This is a genomic window from Rhizobium sophoriradicis, from assembly GCF_003939025.1.
GTDB classification, from domain to species: Bacteria; Pseudomonadota; Alphaproteobacteria; order Rhizobiales; family Rhizobiaceae; genus Rhizobium; species Rhizobium sophoriradicis.
Window position 1 is genome coordinate 33385 of the sequence record NZ_RQIH01000002.1, and the last position, 17306, is coordinate 50690.

General features: G+C 61.0%; 18 protein-coding genes and 1 tRNA gene. 7 read left to right on the forward strand and 12 right to left on the reverse strand.

Going from position 1 to position 17306, the window contains the following annotated elements:
* Positions 1 to 156: 156 nt before the first annotated feature.
* Together EFR00_RS02445 and EFR00_RS02450 are read right to left on the reverse strand one after the other, a co-directional pair.
* Positions 157 to 999 carry a universal stress protein gene (locus EFR00_RS02445; RefSeq protein WP_077994023.1) on the reverse strand — a complete coding sequence of 281 codons (843 nt, stop codon included), beginning with the start codon at positions 997 to 999 and terminating at the stop codon, positions 157 to 159.
* 104 nt (positions 1000 to 1103) lie between these two features.
* Complete coding sequence (locus EFR00_RS02450) at positions 1104 to 1880, reverse strand: competence/damage-inducible protein A (RefSeq protein WP_077994021.1); 777 nt, start codon at positions 1878 to 1880, stop codon at positions 1104 to 1106.
* A 267-nt stretch (positions 1881 to 2147) separates the two neighbouring features.
* Between EFR00_RS02450 and EFR00_RS02455 the strand changes: the two genes are divergently transcribed.
* A tRNA-Leu gene (locus EFR00_RS02455) sits at positions 2148 to 2233 on the forward strand.
* Between the two features lie 268 nt (positions 2234 to 2501).
* Here EFR00_RS02455 and EFR00_RS02460 read toward each other — a convergent pair.
* Positions 2502 to 2876, reverse strand: a complete 375-nt coding sequence (locus tag EFR00_RS02460) for a VanZ family protein (RefSeq protein WP_077994018.1) — start codon at positions 2874 to 2876, stop codon at positions 2502 to 2504.
* A 219-nt stretch (positions 2877 to 3095) separates the two neighbouring features.
* On the opposite strand from EFR00_RS02460, the gene ilvA reads away from it, so the two are divergent.
* From ilvA to EFR00_RS02475, 3 genes are all read left to right on the forward strand, one after another.
* Positions 3096 to 4346: a threonine ammonia-lyase gene (gene ilvA, locus EFR00_RS02465; protein ID WP_077994011.1), complete on the forward strand. Its 1251-nt coding sequence runs from the start codon at positions 3096 to 3098 to the stop codon at positions 4344 to 4346.
* Between the two features lie 37 nt (positions 4347 to 4383).
* On the forward strand, positions 4384 to 4707 hold the full coding sequence (locus EFR00_RS02470) for an HlyU family transcriptional regulator (RefSeq protein ID WP_077994009.1): 324 nt from the start codon (positions 4384 to 4386) through the stop codon (positions 4705 to 4707).
* Between the two features lie 242 nt (positions 4708 to 4949).
* Entirely contained in the window at positions 4950 to 6251 is a 1302-nt protein-coding gene (locus EFR00_RS02475; protein ID WP_077994006.1) for a GGDEF domain-containing protein, read from the forward strand.
* A gap of 157 nt (positions 6252 to 6408) precedes the next feature.
* On the opposite strand, the gene EFR00_RS02480 is transcribed toward EFR00_RS02475, so the two are convergent.
* On the reverse strand, positions 6409 to 7023 hold the full coding sequence (locus EFR00_RS02480) for an FMN-dependent NADH-azoreductase (RefSeq protein ID WP_039619307.1): 615 nt from the start codon (positions 7021 to 7023) through the stop codon (positions 6409 to 6411).
* 140 nt (positions 7024 to 7163) lie between these two features.
* On the opposite strand from EFR00_RS02480, the gene EFR00_RS02485 reads away from it, so the two are divergent.
* The gene (locus tag EFR00_RS02485; RefSeq protein ID WP_039619310.1) at positions 7164 to 8132 is read left to right on the forward strand and encodes a LysR family transcriptional regulator; all 969 of its coding nucleotides are present in this window, start codon (positions 7164 to 7166) and stop codon (positions 8130 to 8132) included.
* 39 nt (positions 8133 to 8171) lie between these two features.
* Here EFR00_RS02485 and EFR00_RS02490 read toward each other — a convergent pair whose 3' ends face one another.
* The 4 genes from EFR00_RS02490 to EFR00_RS02505 form a co-directional block, all read right to left on the reverse strand.
* Positions 8172 to 10160, reverse strand: a complete 1989-nt coding sequence (locus tag EFR00_RS02490; RefSeq protein ID WP_077994003.1) for a bifunctional 2',3'-cyclic-nucleotide 2'-phosphodiesterase/3'-nucleotidase — start codon at positions 10158 to 10160, stop codon at positions 8172 to 8174.
* 329 nt (positions 10161 to 10489) lie between these two features.
* A complete protein-coding gene (locus EFR00_RS02495) occupies positions 10490 to 10891 on the reverse strand; it encodes a PilZ domain-containing protein (RefSeq protein ID WP_009993080.1) in 402 nt (133 codons plus the stop codon).
* 85 nt (positions 10892 to 10976) lie between these two features.
* Positions 10977 to 11858 (reverse strand): DMT family transporter, encoded by an 882-nt coding sequence (locus EFR00_RS02500; RefSeq protein ID WP_077994000.1) that lies wholly within the window; start codon positions 11856 to 11858, stop codon positions 10977 to 10979.
* Positions 11859 to 11930: 72 nt separating this feature from the next.
* Positions 11931 to 12392, reverse strand: a complete 462-nt coding sequence (locus tag EFR00_RS02505) for an Lrp/AsnC family transcriptional regulator (protein ID WP_004672173.1) — start codon at positions 12390 to 12392, stop codon at positions 11931 to 11933.
* Positions 12393 to 12549: 157 nt separating this feature from the next.
* On the opposite strand from EFR00_RS02505, the gene ald reads away from it, so the two are divergent.
* Positions 12550 to 13668, forward strand: coding sequence for an alanine dehydrogenase (gene ald, locus EFR00_RS02510; RefSeq protein ID WP_038688430.1), 1119 nt, complete (start codon positions 12550 to 12552; stop codon positions 13666 to 13668).
* 16 nt (positions 13669 to 13684) lie between these two features.
* Here ald and EFR00_RS02515 read toward each other — a convergent pair whose 3' ends face one another.
* Positions 13685 to 14194 carry a DUF1203 domain-containing protein gene (locus EFR00_RS02515; protein WP_009989798.1) on the reverse strand — a complete coding sequence of 170 codons (510 nt, stop codon included), beginning with the start codon at positions 14192 to 14194 and terminating at the stop codon, positions 13685 to 13687.
* On the opposite strand from EFR00_RS02515, the gene EFR00_RS34015 reads away from it, so the two are divergent.
* Complete coding sequence (locus tag EFR00_RS34015) at positions 14193 to 14456, forward strand: hypothetical protein (protein ID WP_342588680.1); 264 nt, start codon at positions 14193 to 14195, stop codon at positions 14454 to 14456. The genes EFR00_RS02515 and EFR00_RS34015 overlap by 2 nt on opposite strands.
* Positions 14457 to 14517: 61 nt before the next feature.
* Here the strand turns inward: EFR00_RS34015 and EFR00_RS02520 are convergent, their stop codons facing one another.
* The 3 genes from EFR00_RS02520 to sseA all read right to left on the reverse strand — a co-directional run bounded on the left by EFR00_RS02520 (position 14518) and on the right by sseA (position 17292).
* Positions 14518 to 15693 carry an MFS transporter gene (locus EFR00_RS02520; RefSeq protein ID WP_077993997.1) on the reverse strand — a complete coding sequence of 392 codons (1176 nt, stop codon included), beginning with the start codon at positions 15691 to 15693 and terminating at the stop codon, positions 14518 to 14520.
* Between the two features lie 163 nt (positions 15694 to 15856).
* A complete protein-coding gene (locus EFR00_RS02525; RefSeq protein WP_077993994.1) occupies positions 15857 to 16417 on the reverse strand; it encodes a GNAT family N-acetyltransferase in 561 nt (186 codons plus the stop codon).
* Between the two features lie 5 nt (positions 16418 to 16422).
* A complete protein-coding gene (gene sseA, locus EFR00_RS02530) occupies positions 16423 to 17292 on the reverse strand; it encodes a 3-mercaptopyruvate sulfurtransferase (protein WP_077993992.1) in 870 nt (289 codons plus the stop codon).
* Positions 17293 to 17306 lie beyond the last annotated feature (14 nt).

A 17306-nucleotide genomic window follows, 5' to 3' on the forward strand; every position in this document is an offset into this window, starting at 1 on the left:
GGCGACCGGACGGGCTTGCAGCGGCGATCGGCAAAACAAGAAATCGCGCAAGCCGGAACTGCGCGAAATCGGCCGAGGCTCGAAGCCCTCATCGGTCGCTGCAATTAGCGGGATTTGCCGGAAAAAGGCAAGAGCGCCGATCCTTGCGGCAGGCAGTCATCGCGACAACAGCGTCAGCGCCGTCATCGATTGCAGCAAGCTCTTCGTCGTGCCGCCGAAGATCATCTGCCACAGCCATGAATGCGTATGCGCGCCCATGACCAGGAGGTCGATGCTGTCGTCCGAAAGCCGGTTTTCGATGACATGCGAGGTGTTCCTGTCCACGCTTCGGGCCGTCGAAAGCGTCGTCTTCACGCCGTGGCGGGCAAGTCCCGCGGCGATCTCGGCGCCTGGGGTCAGCGATGAATGCGGCGCCGTCTCGGCCGGATCGACCGAAAAAATCTCCACCGCCTCGGCCGCCTTCAGGAACGGCAGCGCGTCGAAGGTTGCGCGTGCCGCCTCCTTCGAGCCGTTCCAGGCGATCAGCACGCGTTTGATCGGCTTCGGCTGGCGGATGATATAGGGGATCATCAGCACCGGCCGGCCGGTTTCGAAGAGAAAACTGTCGAGATCGACATGGCTGTCGGACGGGTTGGCCGGGTCGGCCTGCGAAGCGATCAAGAGATCGGCGCTGCGCGCGCTGTCGATCAGCGGCGCCGAACCGTAGCCGGTCGAGGTGGCGAAGCTGCGCCATTCGGAGGAGGCGCCGGCGGCGTGCGCCTTGGCGCGGAATATGGCCTCGATGGCGGTCGTTTCGCTATGCGCCATATCCTGCAGCGCCTGCACGGCGACGGGATCAGGAATTTCCATCGGCGCCACCAGCGGCACGGCGGAGATATTTTCGGCGTGCAACCCGATCACATGAGCGCCGTTTTCGGCGGCAATGGCAAAGGCGAAATCGGCAACGGCGGCGCTATTGTCTCTCGTGTCGAGAATGGCGAGAATGGTTTTGTAAGACATATCAATTCTCCTTGCGCTGAAATGGCTGGCGCGAGGGAAGGGATGCACCGGACCTTCTCCTGTTCCTTGACTGATATCAAGGATGGCCAGTTCCCGTACGGTCCTCACGCCTCGGCGGAATGGTTCTCCGTGACTTCCTTTTTTCGGCGAATGGCGTCGATCATCGCATGCACCTCGGCGCCGGCCGCATCGATCGCCGCCTGCGCGCGGCCGCGCACGACGATCTCGGTCGAGAATTTCTGGCCGATATATCTAGGGTAGGAGCCGATGCTGGTGTCCGGATGAGCTTTCTGGATGGCGGCAAGCGGCGTGCCGATATCGCCTTCGCCATAAGGGCAGGCAATGGCGAGCGACAGCACCGGCGTGCCGGTTCGAAGCGTTGGCAACACATTGTCGACCATCGCCTGAAAAACCTGCGGCACGCCGGCCATGACATAGACATTGCCGATGATGAAGCCCGGCGCGGTCGAAACCGGATTGGCGATATGGGCCGCCCCGCGCGGCATGCGCGCCATGCGCTGGCGCGCCTCGGTGAATTCCATCTCGCGGCGCCGATACATCTCGGCCAGCAGCGTCATGGCCTCCTCGTCATGCTCGCAAGGCAGGCCGAACGCCTTGGCGATGGCATCGGCGGTGATGTCGTCATGCGTCGGCCCGATGCCGCCAGAGGTGAAAACGTAATCATATCGAGCGCGAAGTGCATTCAGCGCCTCGACGATCGCCTCCTCGTCGTCGGCGACGATGCGCACCTCCTTGAGATCGACGCCGGAAAGGGTGAGCAGCTCGGCGAGATGACCGATATTCTTATCCTTGGTGCGGCCGGAAAGAAGTTCGTCGCCGATGGCGAGCATGGCGGCGGTGACGACGGTGTCATGGCTCATGGGGTGTTCCGTGATGTGAGGCTGGTCAATAGGTAGCGCCCTTCGGCGGCTTTGCAAACCACCAGCCCATGCGTCAATTTTGCTGAACGAAAACAGCAGGTGAATTTTCGCCTCGTTGAACACTGAGTTCCTCGCGGCGGTGGCGTATTTGTGCTTGGCCCTTGCAGAATGCGCTCGGTCTTCCTCACCGCTGCCCGCAATCGATGCGGGATTTTTACCGGGGGCTCTTCCCATCGCCGATGACGCAAGATATTGAAAACGCCGCAAGCGGGCGTGGCGAAACTGGTAGACGCAAGGGACTTAAAATCCCTCGGCCTTAGGCTATACGGGTTCGATCCCCGTCGCCCGCACCACCTTCATAATCCTGTATGAGAATGCGGTATTTTGTACAGAAAGGCGCGTTATTGCTTGACAATGGCATTTTCGGTGCAAGTATTGCGCGCGACGAGCGAGTAAGTGTTGTCTTGTGGGAGTAAGACGATGGTTTACGATTGGAGCGGGACCAGGGTCCGGCGCATCCGAATCTTCAAGACCAGCGTCGCACTTGTTTTCGCAACTGCGATGGCTGCGATACCATTGATTTTCTGGGCAGCGGAGTTGCCGGGTTTCTGATCCGGGCAATCAGCGTTCTGCGAAGGGAAGCGTGTTCGCCGCCCGGGTTTCTCGCCACCTGTTGATCACCCAGCCGGCCAGCAACCCGAGGGCCGCGCCCATCGCCTTGACGCCGGCGTCATGCAGGCGCGGATGGCGGGTCGGCGTGAAGTATTGCAGATATTCGATGGCGACGGCGCCCGTTATCAGCAGCACGGCAACCAGTTTCCACTGTCTGGGATAGGCGAGCGCGAAGGCGAGGCCGAGGAGAACATAGGCGCCGCCACGGTCCGTATCGACGCTCGTGACCGTATGCGGTCTCAGCCCGATCGGCGAAACCGTGACAAAGAGAATCAAGGCGAGCAGCAGCCAGGCGAGCGGTCTTGCGAATTTGACGATCATCATCGCTCCATATAAGTGGCAGGCCTTTGCATTGACAGTTAAAATCAGTTCATCTTGCCGCCGATGTTGCGATTGGCTTAAGAAACGCTTCCCGAGGCCGGAACCGGCATCAGGAGATGAGCGGCTCGGTCAGCGAACCGGAAATGGCGGGAGCCGGCTTTCTTTTGCCGGCCGGCCTGTGCCATAGCGGCGGCGGTTAATCTTTAGGAATGGACCACGCCCGTGACAAGACTTGAAGTCGAAAGCGCCGAAGCGGCAATGCGCAGCCTTTTCCCGGCGACGCCACTGCAGCTCAATGACCATCTCTCCGCCCGCTACGGCGCCGATATCTGGCTGAAGCGCGAGGATCTGTCGCCGGTGCGCTCCTACAAGATCCGCGGCGCCTTCAATTTCTTCCGCAAGGCGATCGGGCAGGGTGCTTCAGGCAAGACCTTCGTCTGTGCCTCGGCCGGCAATCACGCCCAGGGCTTCGCCTATGTCTGCCGCCATTTCGGCGTGCCGGGCGTCGTCTTCATGCCGGTGACGACGCCGCAGCAGAAGATCGACAAGACCCGCATGTTCGGCGCCGAATTCATCACCATCCGGCTGTTCGGCGATTTCTTCGACCAGTGCTACCAGGCCGCGCGTGACCATGTCGAGGCGATCGGCGGAGTCATGGTGCCGCCCTTCGATCACGCCGATATCATCGAGGGGCAGGCGACCGTCGCCGCCGAAATCCTGCAGCAGCTGCCTGATGGAGCGGTGCCTGATATGGTCGTGCTACCGGTCGGCGGCGGCGGGCTTGCCGCCGGCTTTACCGGTTATCTCGACGGCGTCGTGCCGAAATCGGCCTTTGTCTTTGCCGAGCCGGCGGGTGCGCCGAGCCTCAGGCGCAGCATCGAGGCGGGCCAGGTGACGACGCTTGCCAAGGTCGACAACTTCGTCGACGGCGCCGCCGTCGCCCGCATCGGCGACCTGAATTTCGCGGCTCTGCGCGATTTTCCGGCAAGCCAAGTGCAACTGATGCCGGAGAACGCCATCTGCGTCACCATTCAGGAGATGCTGAATGTCGAGGGCGTCGTGCTGGAGCCGGCGGGCGCCCTGTCGCTGACGGCGATCGCCGCGATGGATGCCCAGGCGATCCGCGGCAAGACCATCGTCGCGGTCGTCTCCGGCGGCAATTTCGATTTCGAACGCCTGCCTGACGTAAAGGAAAGAGCCATGCGTTACGCAGGGCTGAAGAAATACTTCATTCTCAGGCTTGCCCAGCGCCCCGGCGCGCTCAGGGATTTCCTCAATCTGCTCGGCCCCGACGACGATATCGCCCGCTTCGAATATCTGAAGAAATCGGCGCGCAATTTTGGCTCGATCCTGATCGGCATCGAAACCAAGGCGCCGGAGAATTTCGCCCGGCTGATCGCGAATTTCGAAGCCGCCGGCATGGGTTACGAGGATATTACCGAAAACGAGATCCTCGCCAGTCTGATCATTTGACTTGGCGAGCGCGATACCGCCGTGTTAGAGACGGATCATGGCTTCGTTCCTTTCAAATCTCTTTTCGATGTTCTCCGGCGGCAAGGCCGCTTCGGAGGCGGCAGGCCCCTCGGGCGAGCCGCAGCTTTACGGCGACTGCACGATCTATGCGGAGCCTCGCAAGGAAGGCAGCCAATACCGTCTGGCCGGCCGTATCGAAAAGAAGGTTGGCGACGAGGTGCTGGTGCGCAATTTCATCCGCGCCGATCTCTTCTCCTCCTCCGACGACGCGATCGAGTGCACGGTGCGCAAGGCGCACCAGATCATCGACCAGCATGGCCCGTCGCTCTTTGGCGACGGCGAGAAGCTTCGCCAGGTCTGAAGGTGCGATCTGTTCCGACTCGGGGCGCCGGCAGAAATTCCTTGCTTTTCAATCGTATGACTTGAGCGTTCATCGCAAATATGAGAACGCGCTCACGTAATCTTAAACGATTGCGGTGAAAGCTATGTCCTGCAGGATTTGCAGGGCGCCCTCGTGTTTGACTTTTTCGGACGATCGATCAAAGGATCCGCAGCCGCGATCGCCGCGTCGGCGCGACGCCGGCCTGTAGCCGAGGTGTCGTAATGGAAGCGCTGAACCTCGTTCTCTTCGTCGTCGAAGCCGTCGCCTATTTCGTGCTGATGGTGACGCTTCTGCACTTCCGCCATCGGCTCGGTCTCGGGGTCTTCCTGACGGCGCTCGGCGTCATGCATTTTATGGAAACCTATCTGGCGGCGGTCTTTTACGTCTCGCTGCCGTTCGGGGATGTGTCGCCGGGTTCCTCCGTCTTCTTCTCCGGCAAGCTGATGATGATCCTGATGTTATACTTGTGGGAGGATGCCGCGACGGTGCGCCAGCCGATCTACGGCCTGTTCCTCGGCAACCTGCTTACCGTCGGCATCGCCTGGGTGCTGCAGCTGCACCAGCCGCTGCAACTATCGTCAAACCATGCGCCCGACGTCGATTTTCTAAAGGAGATGGGCTGGCTGATGATTTGGGGCACGGCGCTGCTCTATGTCGATTCGCTCGGTATCATCCTGCTCTACGAAAAACTCGGCGATTTCTTCCGCAGGCGCGCTGTGCTGCGTTTCATGATCTCCGGTTTCGTGCTGCTGACTTTCGACCAGATCGGCTTCTTCGCCGCGCTGCATTATTTCCTCGATGTCCCGGTCGCCGTATTCTGGGGTGGCTGGAAGGCGAAGATGCTTTCCGTCTGCCTCTATGGGGCGATGTTTGCGATCTATGAATATCGTATCCGCCGCCTCGGCGCCGACGCCGCCGCGCGCTCCATCAGCGACGTGTTCGGCGATCTGACATTCCGCGAGCGCTACAACGATCTTCTGGAGCGCACCGGCCGCGACATGCTGACCGGCGTCTATGACCGCACGCGCATGGAGCTGGAGGCGCCGCTGATGTTGCGCGAGGCGCTGCGGCAGGGGCTGTCTGCGACGGTTCTCATTATCGACGCCGATCACTTCAAGGACGTCAATGATGGTTATGGTCATCTCCAGGGGGACGTGGTGCTGAAGTCGATCGCCGCCCGGCTCGGCACGACGCTGCGCTCCAGCGACCGCATCTTCCGCTTCGGCGGCGAGGAGTTCGTCGCCGTCTGCCCCGGCACGAACCATGAGGAAGGACTGCTGCTTGCCGAGCGTCTGCGTTGGACGATCGCGACCAGCGTCAAGACGCCGGATGGCAGTCCGGTCACCGTCAGCATCGGCGTTGCGACCGCCGACGAGGACGGCACCAGTTTCACGACGGTGCTGTCGGCTGCCGACGGCCGGCTTTACGCGGCAAAGAAGAGCGGCCGCAACTGCGTCGTCGGCCGCTCCGGCGTGGTGAACTCGGGTAAGCCGGCCGATCCTCCGATCAATGCGATCGGTTGATTGTTGGTTTGAGGTGTTGCGTCAACCAGAATAAGTGCCCCTCTGATGAGGCGCTGTCGGACGAGATCCTCGAGATGATCCGCAATTTCGTCGGCAGTATCGACAAATAAGGAACGGCCGGCGAAGGCCGGCCGTCCACGGAACATCGAAGAGCCGATCAGGCTGCGAGCGCGATTTCCTCGACGCGCGACTTGGCGGCGTCAATGGCCTTTTCCGCAGCTTCCGGGCCGAAAGCCAGGCCCTCGACATAGATCGTCTCAATGTCAGTGATGCCGAGGAAGCCGAGAACCGACTTCAGGTACGGCACGGCATGGTTCAAGGGAGCAGCCGGTCCCTGCGAATAGACGCCGCCGGAGGCCAGAACCACATAGACCTTCTTGCCGGTGAGCAGGCCGACCGGACCGCTTTCCGTGTATTTGAAGGTCAGGCCGGCGCGGGCGACGTTGTCGATCCAGGTCTTCAGCGACGAATAGATGTTGAAGTTGATGAGCCCGGTGCTGATGACGATGGTGTCGGCGGCAAAGAGTTCGTTGACGAGTTCGTCGGAGGTTTTGACGGCGGCGGCTTCTTCCGCCGTGCGGGCCTCGGCCGGCTTGCGGATGGCGCCGGTGAAGAGGTCATCAATATGCGGCAGCGGGTTGGTTGCCAGGTCGCGGCGAACGACGACGCTGCCCGGCTTCTGGTTCTTCAGCTTTTCGGCGAGATCAGCGGCGATCGGGGTCGAGAGCGACTCAGCGCGCGGGCTGGACGTTAGAAGGAGGATGGACGACATGCTGCATTTCCTTTCGAATGGAATTTGACGGCTCGTTGCTGGGAGGTGAGCCGGCGGTGTCGAGGAGGAAAATAAGTCTGGCCCGCTATCGAAAAAACGGTGATAATGTCGATCGAAATTATCGATGGAATGGATGGAAGATGCTTCCGAACCCGACTTTGGACCAGTTGCAGGTGTTCTTGACCGTTGCCGAAACGGGCAGCTTTTCGGCCGCATCGCGGGCGCTGAACCGGGCACAGTCGGTCGTCAGCTATACGATCGCCAATTTGGAAGCGCAGCTTGAAATGCCGCTTTTCGAGCGGTCCGGCGCGCGCCAGCCGAAGCTGACCGAGTCGGGCAAGGCGATGCTCGAGGATGCGCGTCGCATTCTCGGCGACCTTCAGGTCATGCGGGCGCGCGTCAAGAGCCTGAGGGAGGGCCTCGAAGCCGAGGTTTCCGTCGCCATCAGCGTCATGGTGCCATCGCAGGCGGTCGTGGACGTGCTGCACGAATTCCGCGAAAGATACCCGACCGTTTCGTTGAACCTCAATGTCGGTGAACTCGGAATGGTCATGGATCTCGTTCTGAGCGGCAAGGCAACGATCGGCATCGGCGGCGCGGTGCTCAAGCCGGACGATTCGATGGTCACGGAACGGATCGGCCATTCCTTCATGCTGCCCGTTGCCGCGCCCAACCACCCGCTTGCCGCGATCGACCGGCCGCTCACGCTCGGCGACGTGCGCGAGGAAGTGCAACTCGTCGTCACCGACGCGTCGGGCCGCACAAAGGGGCGGGATTTCAACGTTCTGTCCTACAAGACGTGGCGCGTCAGCGATATCGCGACAAAGCACCAGCTGATCAAGGCCGGCCTTGGCTGGGGCGGTCTTCCGGCGTCCATCATCCATGACGATCTGCGCAGCGGCGCGCTCATCCACCTCGACCTGGATGCCTATGAACAGGGTGAGTATGGCATCTATTCGATGCGCCAGCTCGCCAACCCGCCCGGACCGGCCGCCAGCTGGATGATCGATGCCTTCCGCACGCGGCTTTCCTATTGCCCGAACCAGGCCGATTTTCATGCTGAGATGGCGGAACTGCGGGACACCGCTCCACCGCTCGCGGCCGAATGACGAAGGCGCGGAGCCGCGCCTTCGTCGGAATACTTTTGCTTAAAGTACCAGCCTGAATTTCGAGAATCCGTCGGCCCCGTCGCCGGCCTCCTCGATCTTGACGCTCTTGACCGCAGCGAGGAACTGCTTCGCCTTCGGGCCGCTTTCGAAGGTCGCCGTCGTGCCCGGCAGCGGCTTGAAGGTCCAGTTCGCATCGGCCGACGGATTGATCGTACCTTGCTCGTGGACGTAGCGGACGATGACGTCGCGGTTGGTGTCCGGCGCCTGGAAGATCACCTTGTCGGCAGCGATCTCCGGGAAACTGCCGCCGCCGCCGGCGCGATAATTGTTGGTGACGACGACGAACTTCTGGGCCGGATCGATCGGCTTGCCGTCGAAGGCTAGGTTCTGGATACGGTTGGCATCCGGATTGATCGCCTTGCCGGACGAATCATATTTCGGCGGCTGCGACAGGTCGATCTGGTATGTAACGCCGTCTATCACGTCAAAATTGTAAGACGGGAAGTCGCTATTGAGCAGCGGCGCATCCTTGGTGCCGGCGTTGATGTGATTGAACATGCCGGCCGACATTTCCAGCCAGTTCTTCACCTGGGCGCCGGTGATCGCGACAGCCTGCACCGTGTTCGGATAAAGATAGAGGTCGGCGACGTTCTTGATGGCGATATCGCCGGCCGGGACATCGGTATAATAGTCGGCGCCGCCGCGGCCGCCGGCCTTGAAGGGAGCTGCGGCCGAAAGCACCGGCAGATCCTTGTACTCGGTGTCGGCCAGCATCTGCTTGATGTACCAGGTCTGCGCCTGGCTGACGACCTGCACTGAAGGATCGTCGGCGACCAGCGCGAAATAGGAATAGAGCGGTGCGGAGGTCTTGCCGACCGGCGTGCGGACATAGGCGAGTGTCGCCTCGTGCTCGGCCTTGGCGGCTTCGACCACGTCCTTCTTGTCGGCGTAGTCGGCGATCACTTTCTTCTTGTCGTCGCGATGGTAGATCGGCCGCGCTTCCGAGGTGAAATCGACGATCTTCCAGCTGTTGCCGTCCTTTTCGAGCAGCAGGTCGATGAGGCCGAGATGCGAACCCCAGAAGCCGGCCATCACGGCGGGCTTGCCATGCAGCGTGCCTTTGACGGGATCGGCATTGGCGATGCCGTCCCAGCTCTTCGGGCCGGGGAAGACGAGATGCTGATGGCCGGTGAAGATCGCATCGATCCCCTCGACAGCGGCGAGATGCAGCGAGGCATTCTCCATCTTTTCGGACGGTGCCGCTCCGTCGATGCCGGAATGGGAGAGTGCGATGACGATATCGGCGCCGGCTTCCTTCATGGCGGGAACCCAGGCCTTGGCGGCCTCGACGATGTCGCGGGTCTGCGCCTTGCCTTCGAGGTTCTTGATGTCCCAGAGCATGATCTGCGGCGGTACGAATCCGATGAAGCCGATGTTGACAGGGCTCTCCTTGCCAGCGCCGTCTTTGATCTGCTTTTCGACAATGATGTAGGGTTTGAAGAAGAGATCGTCCTGCTTGGGATCCGAGGCGAGCTGGCCCTTGGTCAGGTTGGCGCAGACGAAGGGGAAGTTCGCGCCGGACAGGACCTTGAACATGAAGTCGAGGCCGTAATTGAACTCGTGATTGCCGAGCGTGCCGACCGTATAGCCGAGCGTGTTCATCGCCTTGATCACGGGATGGACGTCGCCGTCCTTCATGCCGTGCTGATAGGCCATGTAGTCGCCCATCGGATTGCCCTGGAGCACGTCGCCATTGTCGATCAACAGCGAGTTGGCCGCTTCGGCACGGATATTGTCGATGATCGTTCCGGTGCGCGACAGGCCCATCGTGTCGTTCGGCTTGTCGGCGTAATAGTCATAAGGGAAGACGTTGACGTGAATGTCGGTCGTTTCCATCAGCCGCAGATGCGCCTGATTGGCGTTGGCACGGGCGCTGAAAGGGTGCAGCAGCACCAGGGCGGAAGTCGCGGCGAGACCGCCAAGCAGGGAACGGCGGCTCATGAGACCGACATCAAAAATGGAAGACATGGAACTCTCCTATGGGATCATGCATCGTCCGGCCCGTCAGAATTACGGACGATTTGGCGAGGAGTACACTGCCAAAATGACAGGACGGCAAAACAATCGCTAGCAAGGGCGGCGCGATCTGAAAATGCAATGTATAGTGCGGCACTCCGGCTCAAATCCATCGAGGGCGGGATCATGAACAGGGTCGTCATCGGGTGGCGCCATCGACATCGGGACCATCGACCTTAGCCTGCGGCAGACGCAAGGCTCTTGTTGAGCTCGACGTCAATGTCAACCAGCAGCTCCTGGAACGATGTCAGTCGTTCCTTTGCTGCAGAAGCGGTGCTGTCCTAAGACTTCAGCGTCACTGTCGCCGAACGAAGCGGGCGCTCGACGTTGGTAGCGGCTCTCAGTTGGCGCACCGCCAGCACAGGGCGTATTTCCTGATGGAAGAAGCGGAAATAGGAGGAGACCTGCGCCCGCGCATTCGAATTCACGTCGAACTGGATGCCGACGCGGCCATTGTGCTTCCAGCGGATGATGCCTTCGAGCATTCCGAGGTTTTCGGCTTCGATGCGCACCTTGCTGCCGGAAGCGGCATGGAGCGGCGTCTTCGTCTCCAGCGCGGCGCCGGTCGCCGACAGGTTGAGAATTCGCACATCCACTTGGCTGTTCAGATATTTGACACTGCCGAAGACGCGGCAATTCTTCCGATCCGCCTTCCGTGCCGTGATTTTCAAGTTGCTGCTCATACTGTCTCCCTTTGAAACGCGAGGGGAGCATAGCGACGGAAAATTGAAATGGTTTTAGGGGCTTGGCTAAAATTGCAGTGAAACTTCAGTTGGCGGCCGCCGCCCTGCGCCCCACCACATGTTCGCGCCAGATGGTGAAGATGCCGGCGGCAACGACGATGACCGAGCCGATGACCGTGTTGAGACTGAGCGTTTCGTCATAGATCGTCACACCGATGATCGAGGCGTAGACCAGTGACAGATAGGTCAGCGGCTGCACGGCGGCGGCATCGAGAACATCGTAGGCGCGGATCAGGAAATAGTGGCTGGAAATGCTGGTGATGCAGACGAGCGCCATCCAGCCCCAGTCGCCCGGCGACATCCAGCTCCAGTAGAACGGGCCGACGAGCGTCATCGTGATGCCGCCGATAACGCCGGTATAGAAGAAGCTGGTCATCGACGAATCGTCGCGGCTGACGAAACGGGTGACGATGACGTAGAAGGCGAAGTTGAAGCAGGAAAGAATGGCGAGAAGCAATTTCACGTCGAAAAACTCGCCTTCCGGCTTCAGGATCAGCAGCACCCCGCAAAGCCCGACGCCGATCGCCGTCCACCGTCGCCATCCAACCCGCTCGCCGAGGATCGGCATCGACAGCAGCGCGATCAGGATCGGCGTCGCGGAAAAGATCGCTTGCGAACGGGCAAGGCCGATTACGGAAAAGCAGGTGATGGCCAGAACCACCTGGACGGCCAGCAGCACGCCGCGCACCACCTGAAGAAGCGGGCGTTTTGTGCGGGCCGTCGCCTGGAGGCCGCCGCGCATTTTCGAAGCGAGGACGATCGTGAACAGCGCGAAGGCCCAGTAGCGGATCATCGTCACGAAGATCGGCGGATAAGTCGACGCCAGATGTTTCGAGATGGCGTCCTGTAAAGAGAAGATGGTGGTCGCCAGCAGGGCGAAAATATAACCGTGGGTCTTCGATGTCATGATATGCCGTAAAGGGGAAAACGTCCGCGAGCCCCGAAAGTCTGGGCAGCGTTTCGGCAAATAAGCAAGGCCTCAAAGTCCCACATTCGGCCTGTCGATGATTTCTCTGAGTGCGAAGCTCGAATTGATCTTGACCACATGCGGAAGCGCCGACAGCCAGTCGCGATGAATGCGCTCGTAATCCTCGAGATCCCGGGCGGCGACCCTGAGGATATAGTCGTATTCGCCGGACATCAGGTAGCAGACGAGCACGTTTGGGCAGAGTTTCACAGCGGCTTCGAATTCCGCCAGCGTTTTGGCGAACTGGCCGGACAGCGAGATATGCACAATCGCGATCATCTTGTAATCGAGCGCCTTGTGCGAAAGCCGCGCATGATAGCCGCCGATGACACCGCTTCTTTCGAGTATGTCGAGCCGGCGCGAACAGGCCGAAGGCGACAGCCCGATCTTTTCGGCAAGCTCGGCGTTGGTGATCCGGGCATTGGCCTGCAAGACCTTGAGAATCGCAAGATCGATAGTGTCGAGATCAGTCATTCGCAGACCCTTCGAAGAAAAAGGAGATACACGCAACAATCATCGAAAAATCCCTTCCGCGCAAATCGTCTTTGCAAGGACATTTCACGCCCTTGATGGTTGGATTCATCGTCCGAGGAGATCCGCGGCTGCGGAGAGGAAATGGAGAGGAACGCCAATGCGTGTCGGTTGCCCGAAGGAAATCAAGAACCATGAATATCGTGTCGGCCTGACGCCGGCCTCGGTGCGCGAATACGTCGCCCATGGCCACGAGGTCTGGGTAGAGACCAAGGCGGGCGCCGGCATCGGCGCCGATGACGCTGCCTACGCGGCGGCTGGCGCGAAGATCGCCGCCTCCGCCAAGGATATCTTCGAAAAGTGCGACATGATCGTCAAGGTGAAGGAGCCGCAGCCCGCCGAATGGGCGCAGCTGCGCGACGGTCAGCTTCTCTATACCTATCTGCATCTGGCACCCGACCCCGAACAGACCAAGGGTCTGATCGCCTCCGGCGTCACCGCGATCGCCTATGAGACGGTGACCGACGAGCGCGGCGGCCTGCCGCTGCTGGCGCCGATGTCGGAGGTGGCAGGACGCCTGTCGATCCAGGCGGGAGCCACCGCGTTGCAGAAAGCCAATGGCGGTCTCGGCGTCCTGCTCGGCGGCGTACCCGGCGTGCTGCCGGCCAAGGTCGCCGTCATCGGCGGCGGCGTTGTCGGCCTGCACGCCGCCAGAATGGCCGCCGGCCTCGGCGCCGATGTCAGCATTCTCGACAAATCGCTGCCGCGCCTTCGCCAGCTCGACGACATTTTTGCGGGCCGTGTGCACACCCGTTATTCCAGCATCCAGGCACTGGAGGAGGAGGTCTTCTCGGCCGACCTCGTCATCGGCGCCGTGCTCATTCCCGGGGCCGCTGCCCCGAAGCTCGTCACGCGCGAAATGCTGTCCGGCATGAAGAAGGGTTCCGTCATCGTCGACGTCGCCATCGACCAGGGCGGTTGCTTCGAGACCTCGCATGCAACCACTCATTCCGATCCGACCTATGAAGTCGACGGCGTGGTGCATTATTGCGTCGCCAACATGCCGGGCGCTGTGCCCGTCACCTCGGCGCACGCGCTGAACAACGCCACGCTGGTTCATGGCCTGGCGCTCGCCGATCGCGGCCTGCGCGCCATTGCCGAAGACAAGCACCTGAGAAACGGCCTCAATGTGCACAAGGGCCGCATCACCAGCAAGCCGGTCGCCGAAGCCCTCGGCTACGAAGCCTTCGCGCCCGAGAGCGTGCTGAACGTAGCGTAAGCTTCCTCACTCAAGGTCAGGTCAAGGCGCCGATTTCCGCAAGGGCCGGCGCCTCTATGTTGTCAATCCGGCACTGAAAGCAGTTGTTGCGTGCCGAACGCACGTGGACATAGGCGACGTCCGGCCGTGCCAGCAGCTTTTGGCCATAGGCTGCGATTTCGTCGATCACGGTCACCGCGCCGGTGCCATAGACGATGCGGTTGTCTTCATTGTAGCCGCGGAGAATAAAGTCCGGACTCGTCGTCAACACCGGCGGCAGGATCTCCTCGGCAGCATAGCGTTTGCAAGGCCGCTTGTGCAGGAAGATCGGGCCGGTTTCGGCATAGGGCTGCAACTCCGGGAATGGCCGATAAGCGAAAACCAGCAGTTCCTCGCCCTCATCGATATTCTCAAGGCAGTGGCGGCAGGGATGACCCGGGCCGTCGGAAATGATCGTCTCAGGCAGCCTGTCGTAAGCATCGCGGCCGCCGCTCCAGAGATGCTCGGCGTCGATGGTCGGCATGGCGGCAAAGCAAATGGCGGTCATGGCAAATCTCCTTTGTGGTTGCCATGAAGTGCATTCGTATCATTGTATAAGCCACCCGTTTCTTGCCACGCTGCATCGTCAAAGGAGAGTTGCCATGGCTGAAGTCGATTTGGCGCTGCTGGCGCAGCAGAGCGCCGAAATATTGGAGGAACTCAGGGCCTTGCGCCGGGAGGTGGCGGAACTTAGGGAGCTGTCGGGCCGTACGCTCGACTTCGAGCGCCGCAATGATCCACGCCGACCAAGCAGCCTGACGCGGCGTTAGCTGCTGTGGCCCGCGCGACCGATCCGACCCTGAAGCCCGGCACCGCAGCACATCCGGTGTATCAACCGTTGGTCTGCACAGGTTGCGGCTCTGCTGTGGCCGGCATCGGAACCGCGGAAAGCGCCTTGATGACAAGAAGCGCGGTGACCATTACGGGGACCACCACCCAGTAGGACATGCGGATGCCGAAATATTCGGCAATAAAACCAAGCAGGGGCGGGCCGGCGAAAAACACGAGGAAGGTCGTCTGCCCAAGGGCCGCGACGTTAACCGGAGCCGGCCGGTACGTGCGGCGGGCCGCAGCCGAGATGGCAAGCGGATAGACCGATGAGCAGCCGATGCCGGTCAGGCCGAAGCCTATGAGTGCTGTGGCCGGATGTGCCGCCGTCGCGACCATAACAAGCCCGACGACGACGATTCCGAGAAGGACTATTGCGACCGGGTGTGGGTTGAAGCGGTCGATCACAGGGTCCATTGCGAGCCGTCCGATGGCGATGCACAGGGAGAATATCGTCACGCTGAGCCCGCCGATGAAGGGTTCGGCCGCAAAGACGTCACGCATATAGATCGCTGACCAGTCGACGCTCGCGCCTTCAGCCAAAAGTGGCGCTGCGCCTATCAGGCAAAGGGACAACAGCCCCATTGTGGGAAAAGCGATGAGCGGGATTTCTCCGGAGTGCGCGTCCTGCCGAGGAGGCGCGTTCTCGATCTTCGAGAAAACGACGGAACCTGAAATGAGGACGGTCAGGAGGACGAAGAAGGTGTGGAGTTCGATGGAGATGGCGGCTTGCCGCATGCCGGCGGCGATAAGGGCAGTCATGCAGAAACCGAGGCTCCACATGCCATGAGCGCGGCTCATGATGCGGTAACCAAGCAGAGCCTCGTGTCGGTCGGTTTCGATATTGGCATTGATCTCGAACGCCCCGGTGAAAAGACCGGCGATGAAGAACAGAGGCATTGCCGATAGCGCTGAAGGCATCCAGGAGATCAGCGACAAAAACAAGGATGCACCGAACACCGTGACGAAAGCTGTGGTGCGCGCACCGAACCTCTCGATTATCCTCACCGAAAATGTCAGCCCGCAAAGAACCCCCAATGACATGACAGCGAGCAAAAGCCCGAGTTCGCCCTCGGTGAGACCGAACTTGCGCTGAAGATCAGGCAGTCGCGATAGGAAGGCACCCACGGAAAGGGCGACAGCAAACTGGATGAAGAAAATGCGGTGGTGCGGCTTCATCTCGGGACCTGCTCCGATCGGATTGGATTGAGGCCCAGCCAACGGCAGAATAGCAGGGCTCTACGGTGAGATGGCGGCGGGTTCAGAAACCGGCGGCTTACGGATTATCTACACCGCTGCTGACAGACACTGTCAACATGAAGTCCGCCGTCCGCGATAATCCTCAACTTTTCCGCGCCAGCTCCAGAAGCTCCTTGTCACTCAGCGGCCGGACGATGCCGGTGCCGGTCGAGACCGGGGAGAAGCCGTACATCTGGTAGAGCTGCAGCGCGCGCGGGTGGTCGAGATTGTTTGTTGTGGTGGTGACCCGCTTCGGATTGAGCGACCAGATGGCATAAAGCGCCTGCAGCAGAAACCACTTGCCGATGCCGAGGCCGAGTGCATGTTCGATCAGGCCGAAATGGCTGAGTTCGATCGTATCCTCGTCCTCACAGAAATATTCATAGAAGCCGGCCGGGGCGCCGTTCACATAGAGGACGCTGATATTGTTGCGCTTGTCGGTCAGCATTTCCGCCAGTTGCTCGTCGCTCATGCGCAGCCGGTCCACCCACTGCCAGCGCGCGCCCACCTGTCGGTAGAGATAGCGGTAGAAGGGCAGCGGGATGCCGGGCGCGCGCATGATCGCCGTCTGGATATTGACCGGCACCGGCAGGCTGGCTTTTGGTGGCGCCGTCATTTCGAGACGGGTGATGTGCGCTTTGAGCGAAGCGGGCGTCTTTCCCATGGCGGTCAAGCTTTGACCGGCGTCGGCGGGCCGGTGACGACAGGCGTATCGTCACGGCTTCCCCATTCGCTCCAAGAGCCGTCGTAAAGCTTGTTGTCCTGATGGCCGAGCGATTCCAGTGCCAGCGTGATGATCGCCGCAGTGATTCCCGAGCCGCAGGAGGTGACGACCGGCTTAGAAAGATCGATGCCGGCATCCTCGATCGTCTGGCGGAGTTCGGGCAATGATTTGAACCGGCCCTGGTTGGCAAAGACGCCGGAGGGCAGGCTGCGGGCGCCGGGCATATGGCCGGAGCGCATGCCGGCCCGCGGCTCGGGCTCGGTGGCGGCGAAGCGGCCGGCGCTGCGGGCATCGGCGATCTGCATCGCGCCGCTCGAGACGATGTCGCGCATGGTATCGAGCGTCACCACGCGGCTCGCATCGAAGTTCGGCGTAAACGTCGCCGGCGCATGGCCGGGCGTCGTCGTTTCGAGCGGACGCCCCTCGGCCTTCCAGCCGTCGAGACCGCCGTCGAGCACGAAGACGTTCTTTGCCCCCATCACCCGGAACAGCCACCACACTCGCGGCGAGGCAAACAGGCCAATGCCGTCATAGACGACGATGCGATCGTTCTCGCTGATGCCGAGGCGGCCGGCTTCGGTGGCGAAATAGTCGGGCGAGGGGATCGTGTGCGGCAGCGACGTCGAATGGTCGGCGATCTTGTCCTGATCGAAACGGATGGCGCTGGGAATATGGCCGGCAGCATATTCGGCATCGGCATCGCGTTTCTGCGCCGGCAGATAGAAGGATGCGTCGAGCACACGCAGATCCGGTTTGCCGAGCTCGGCCTGCAGCCAGTCGGCGGAGACGACGAAACGGCTCTTGCTCTCAGTCATTATGCTCTCCCCTG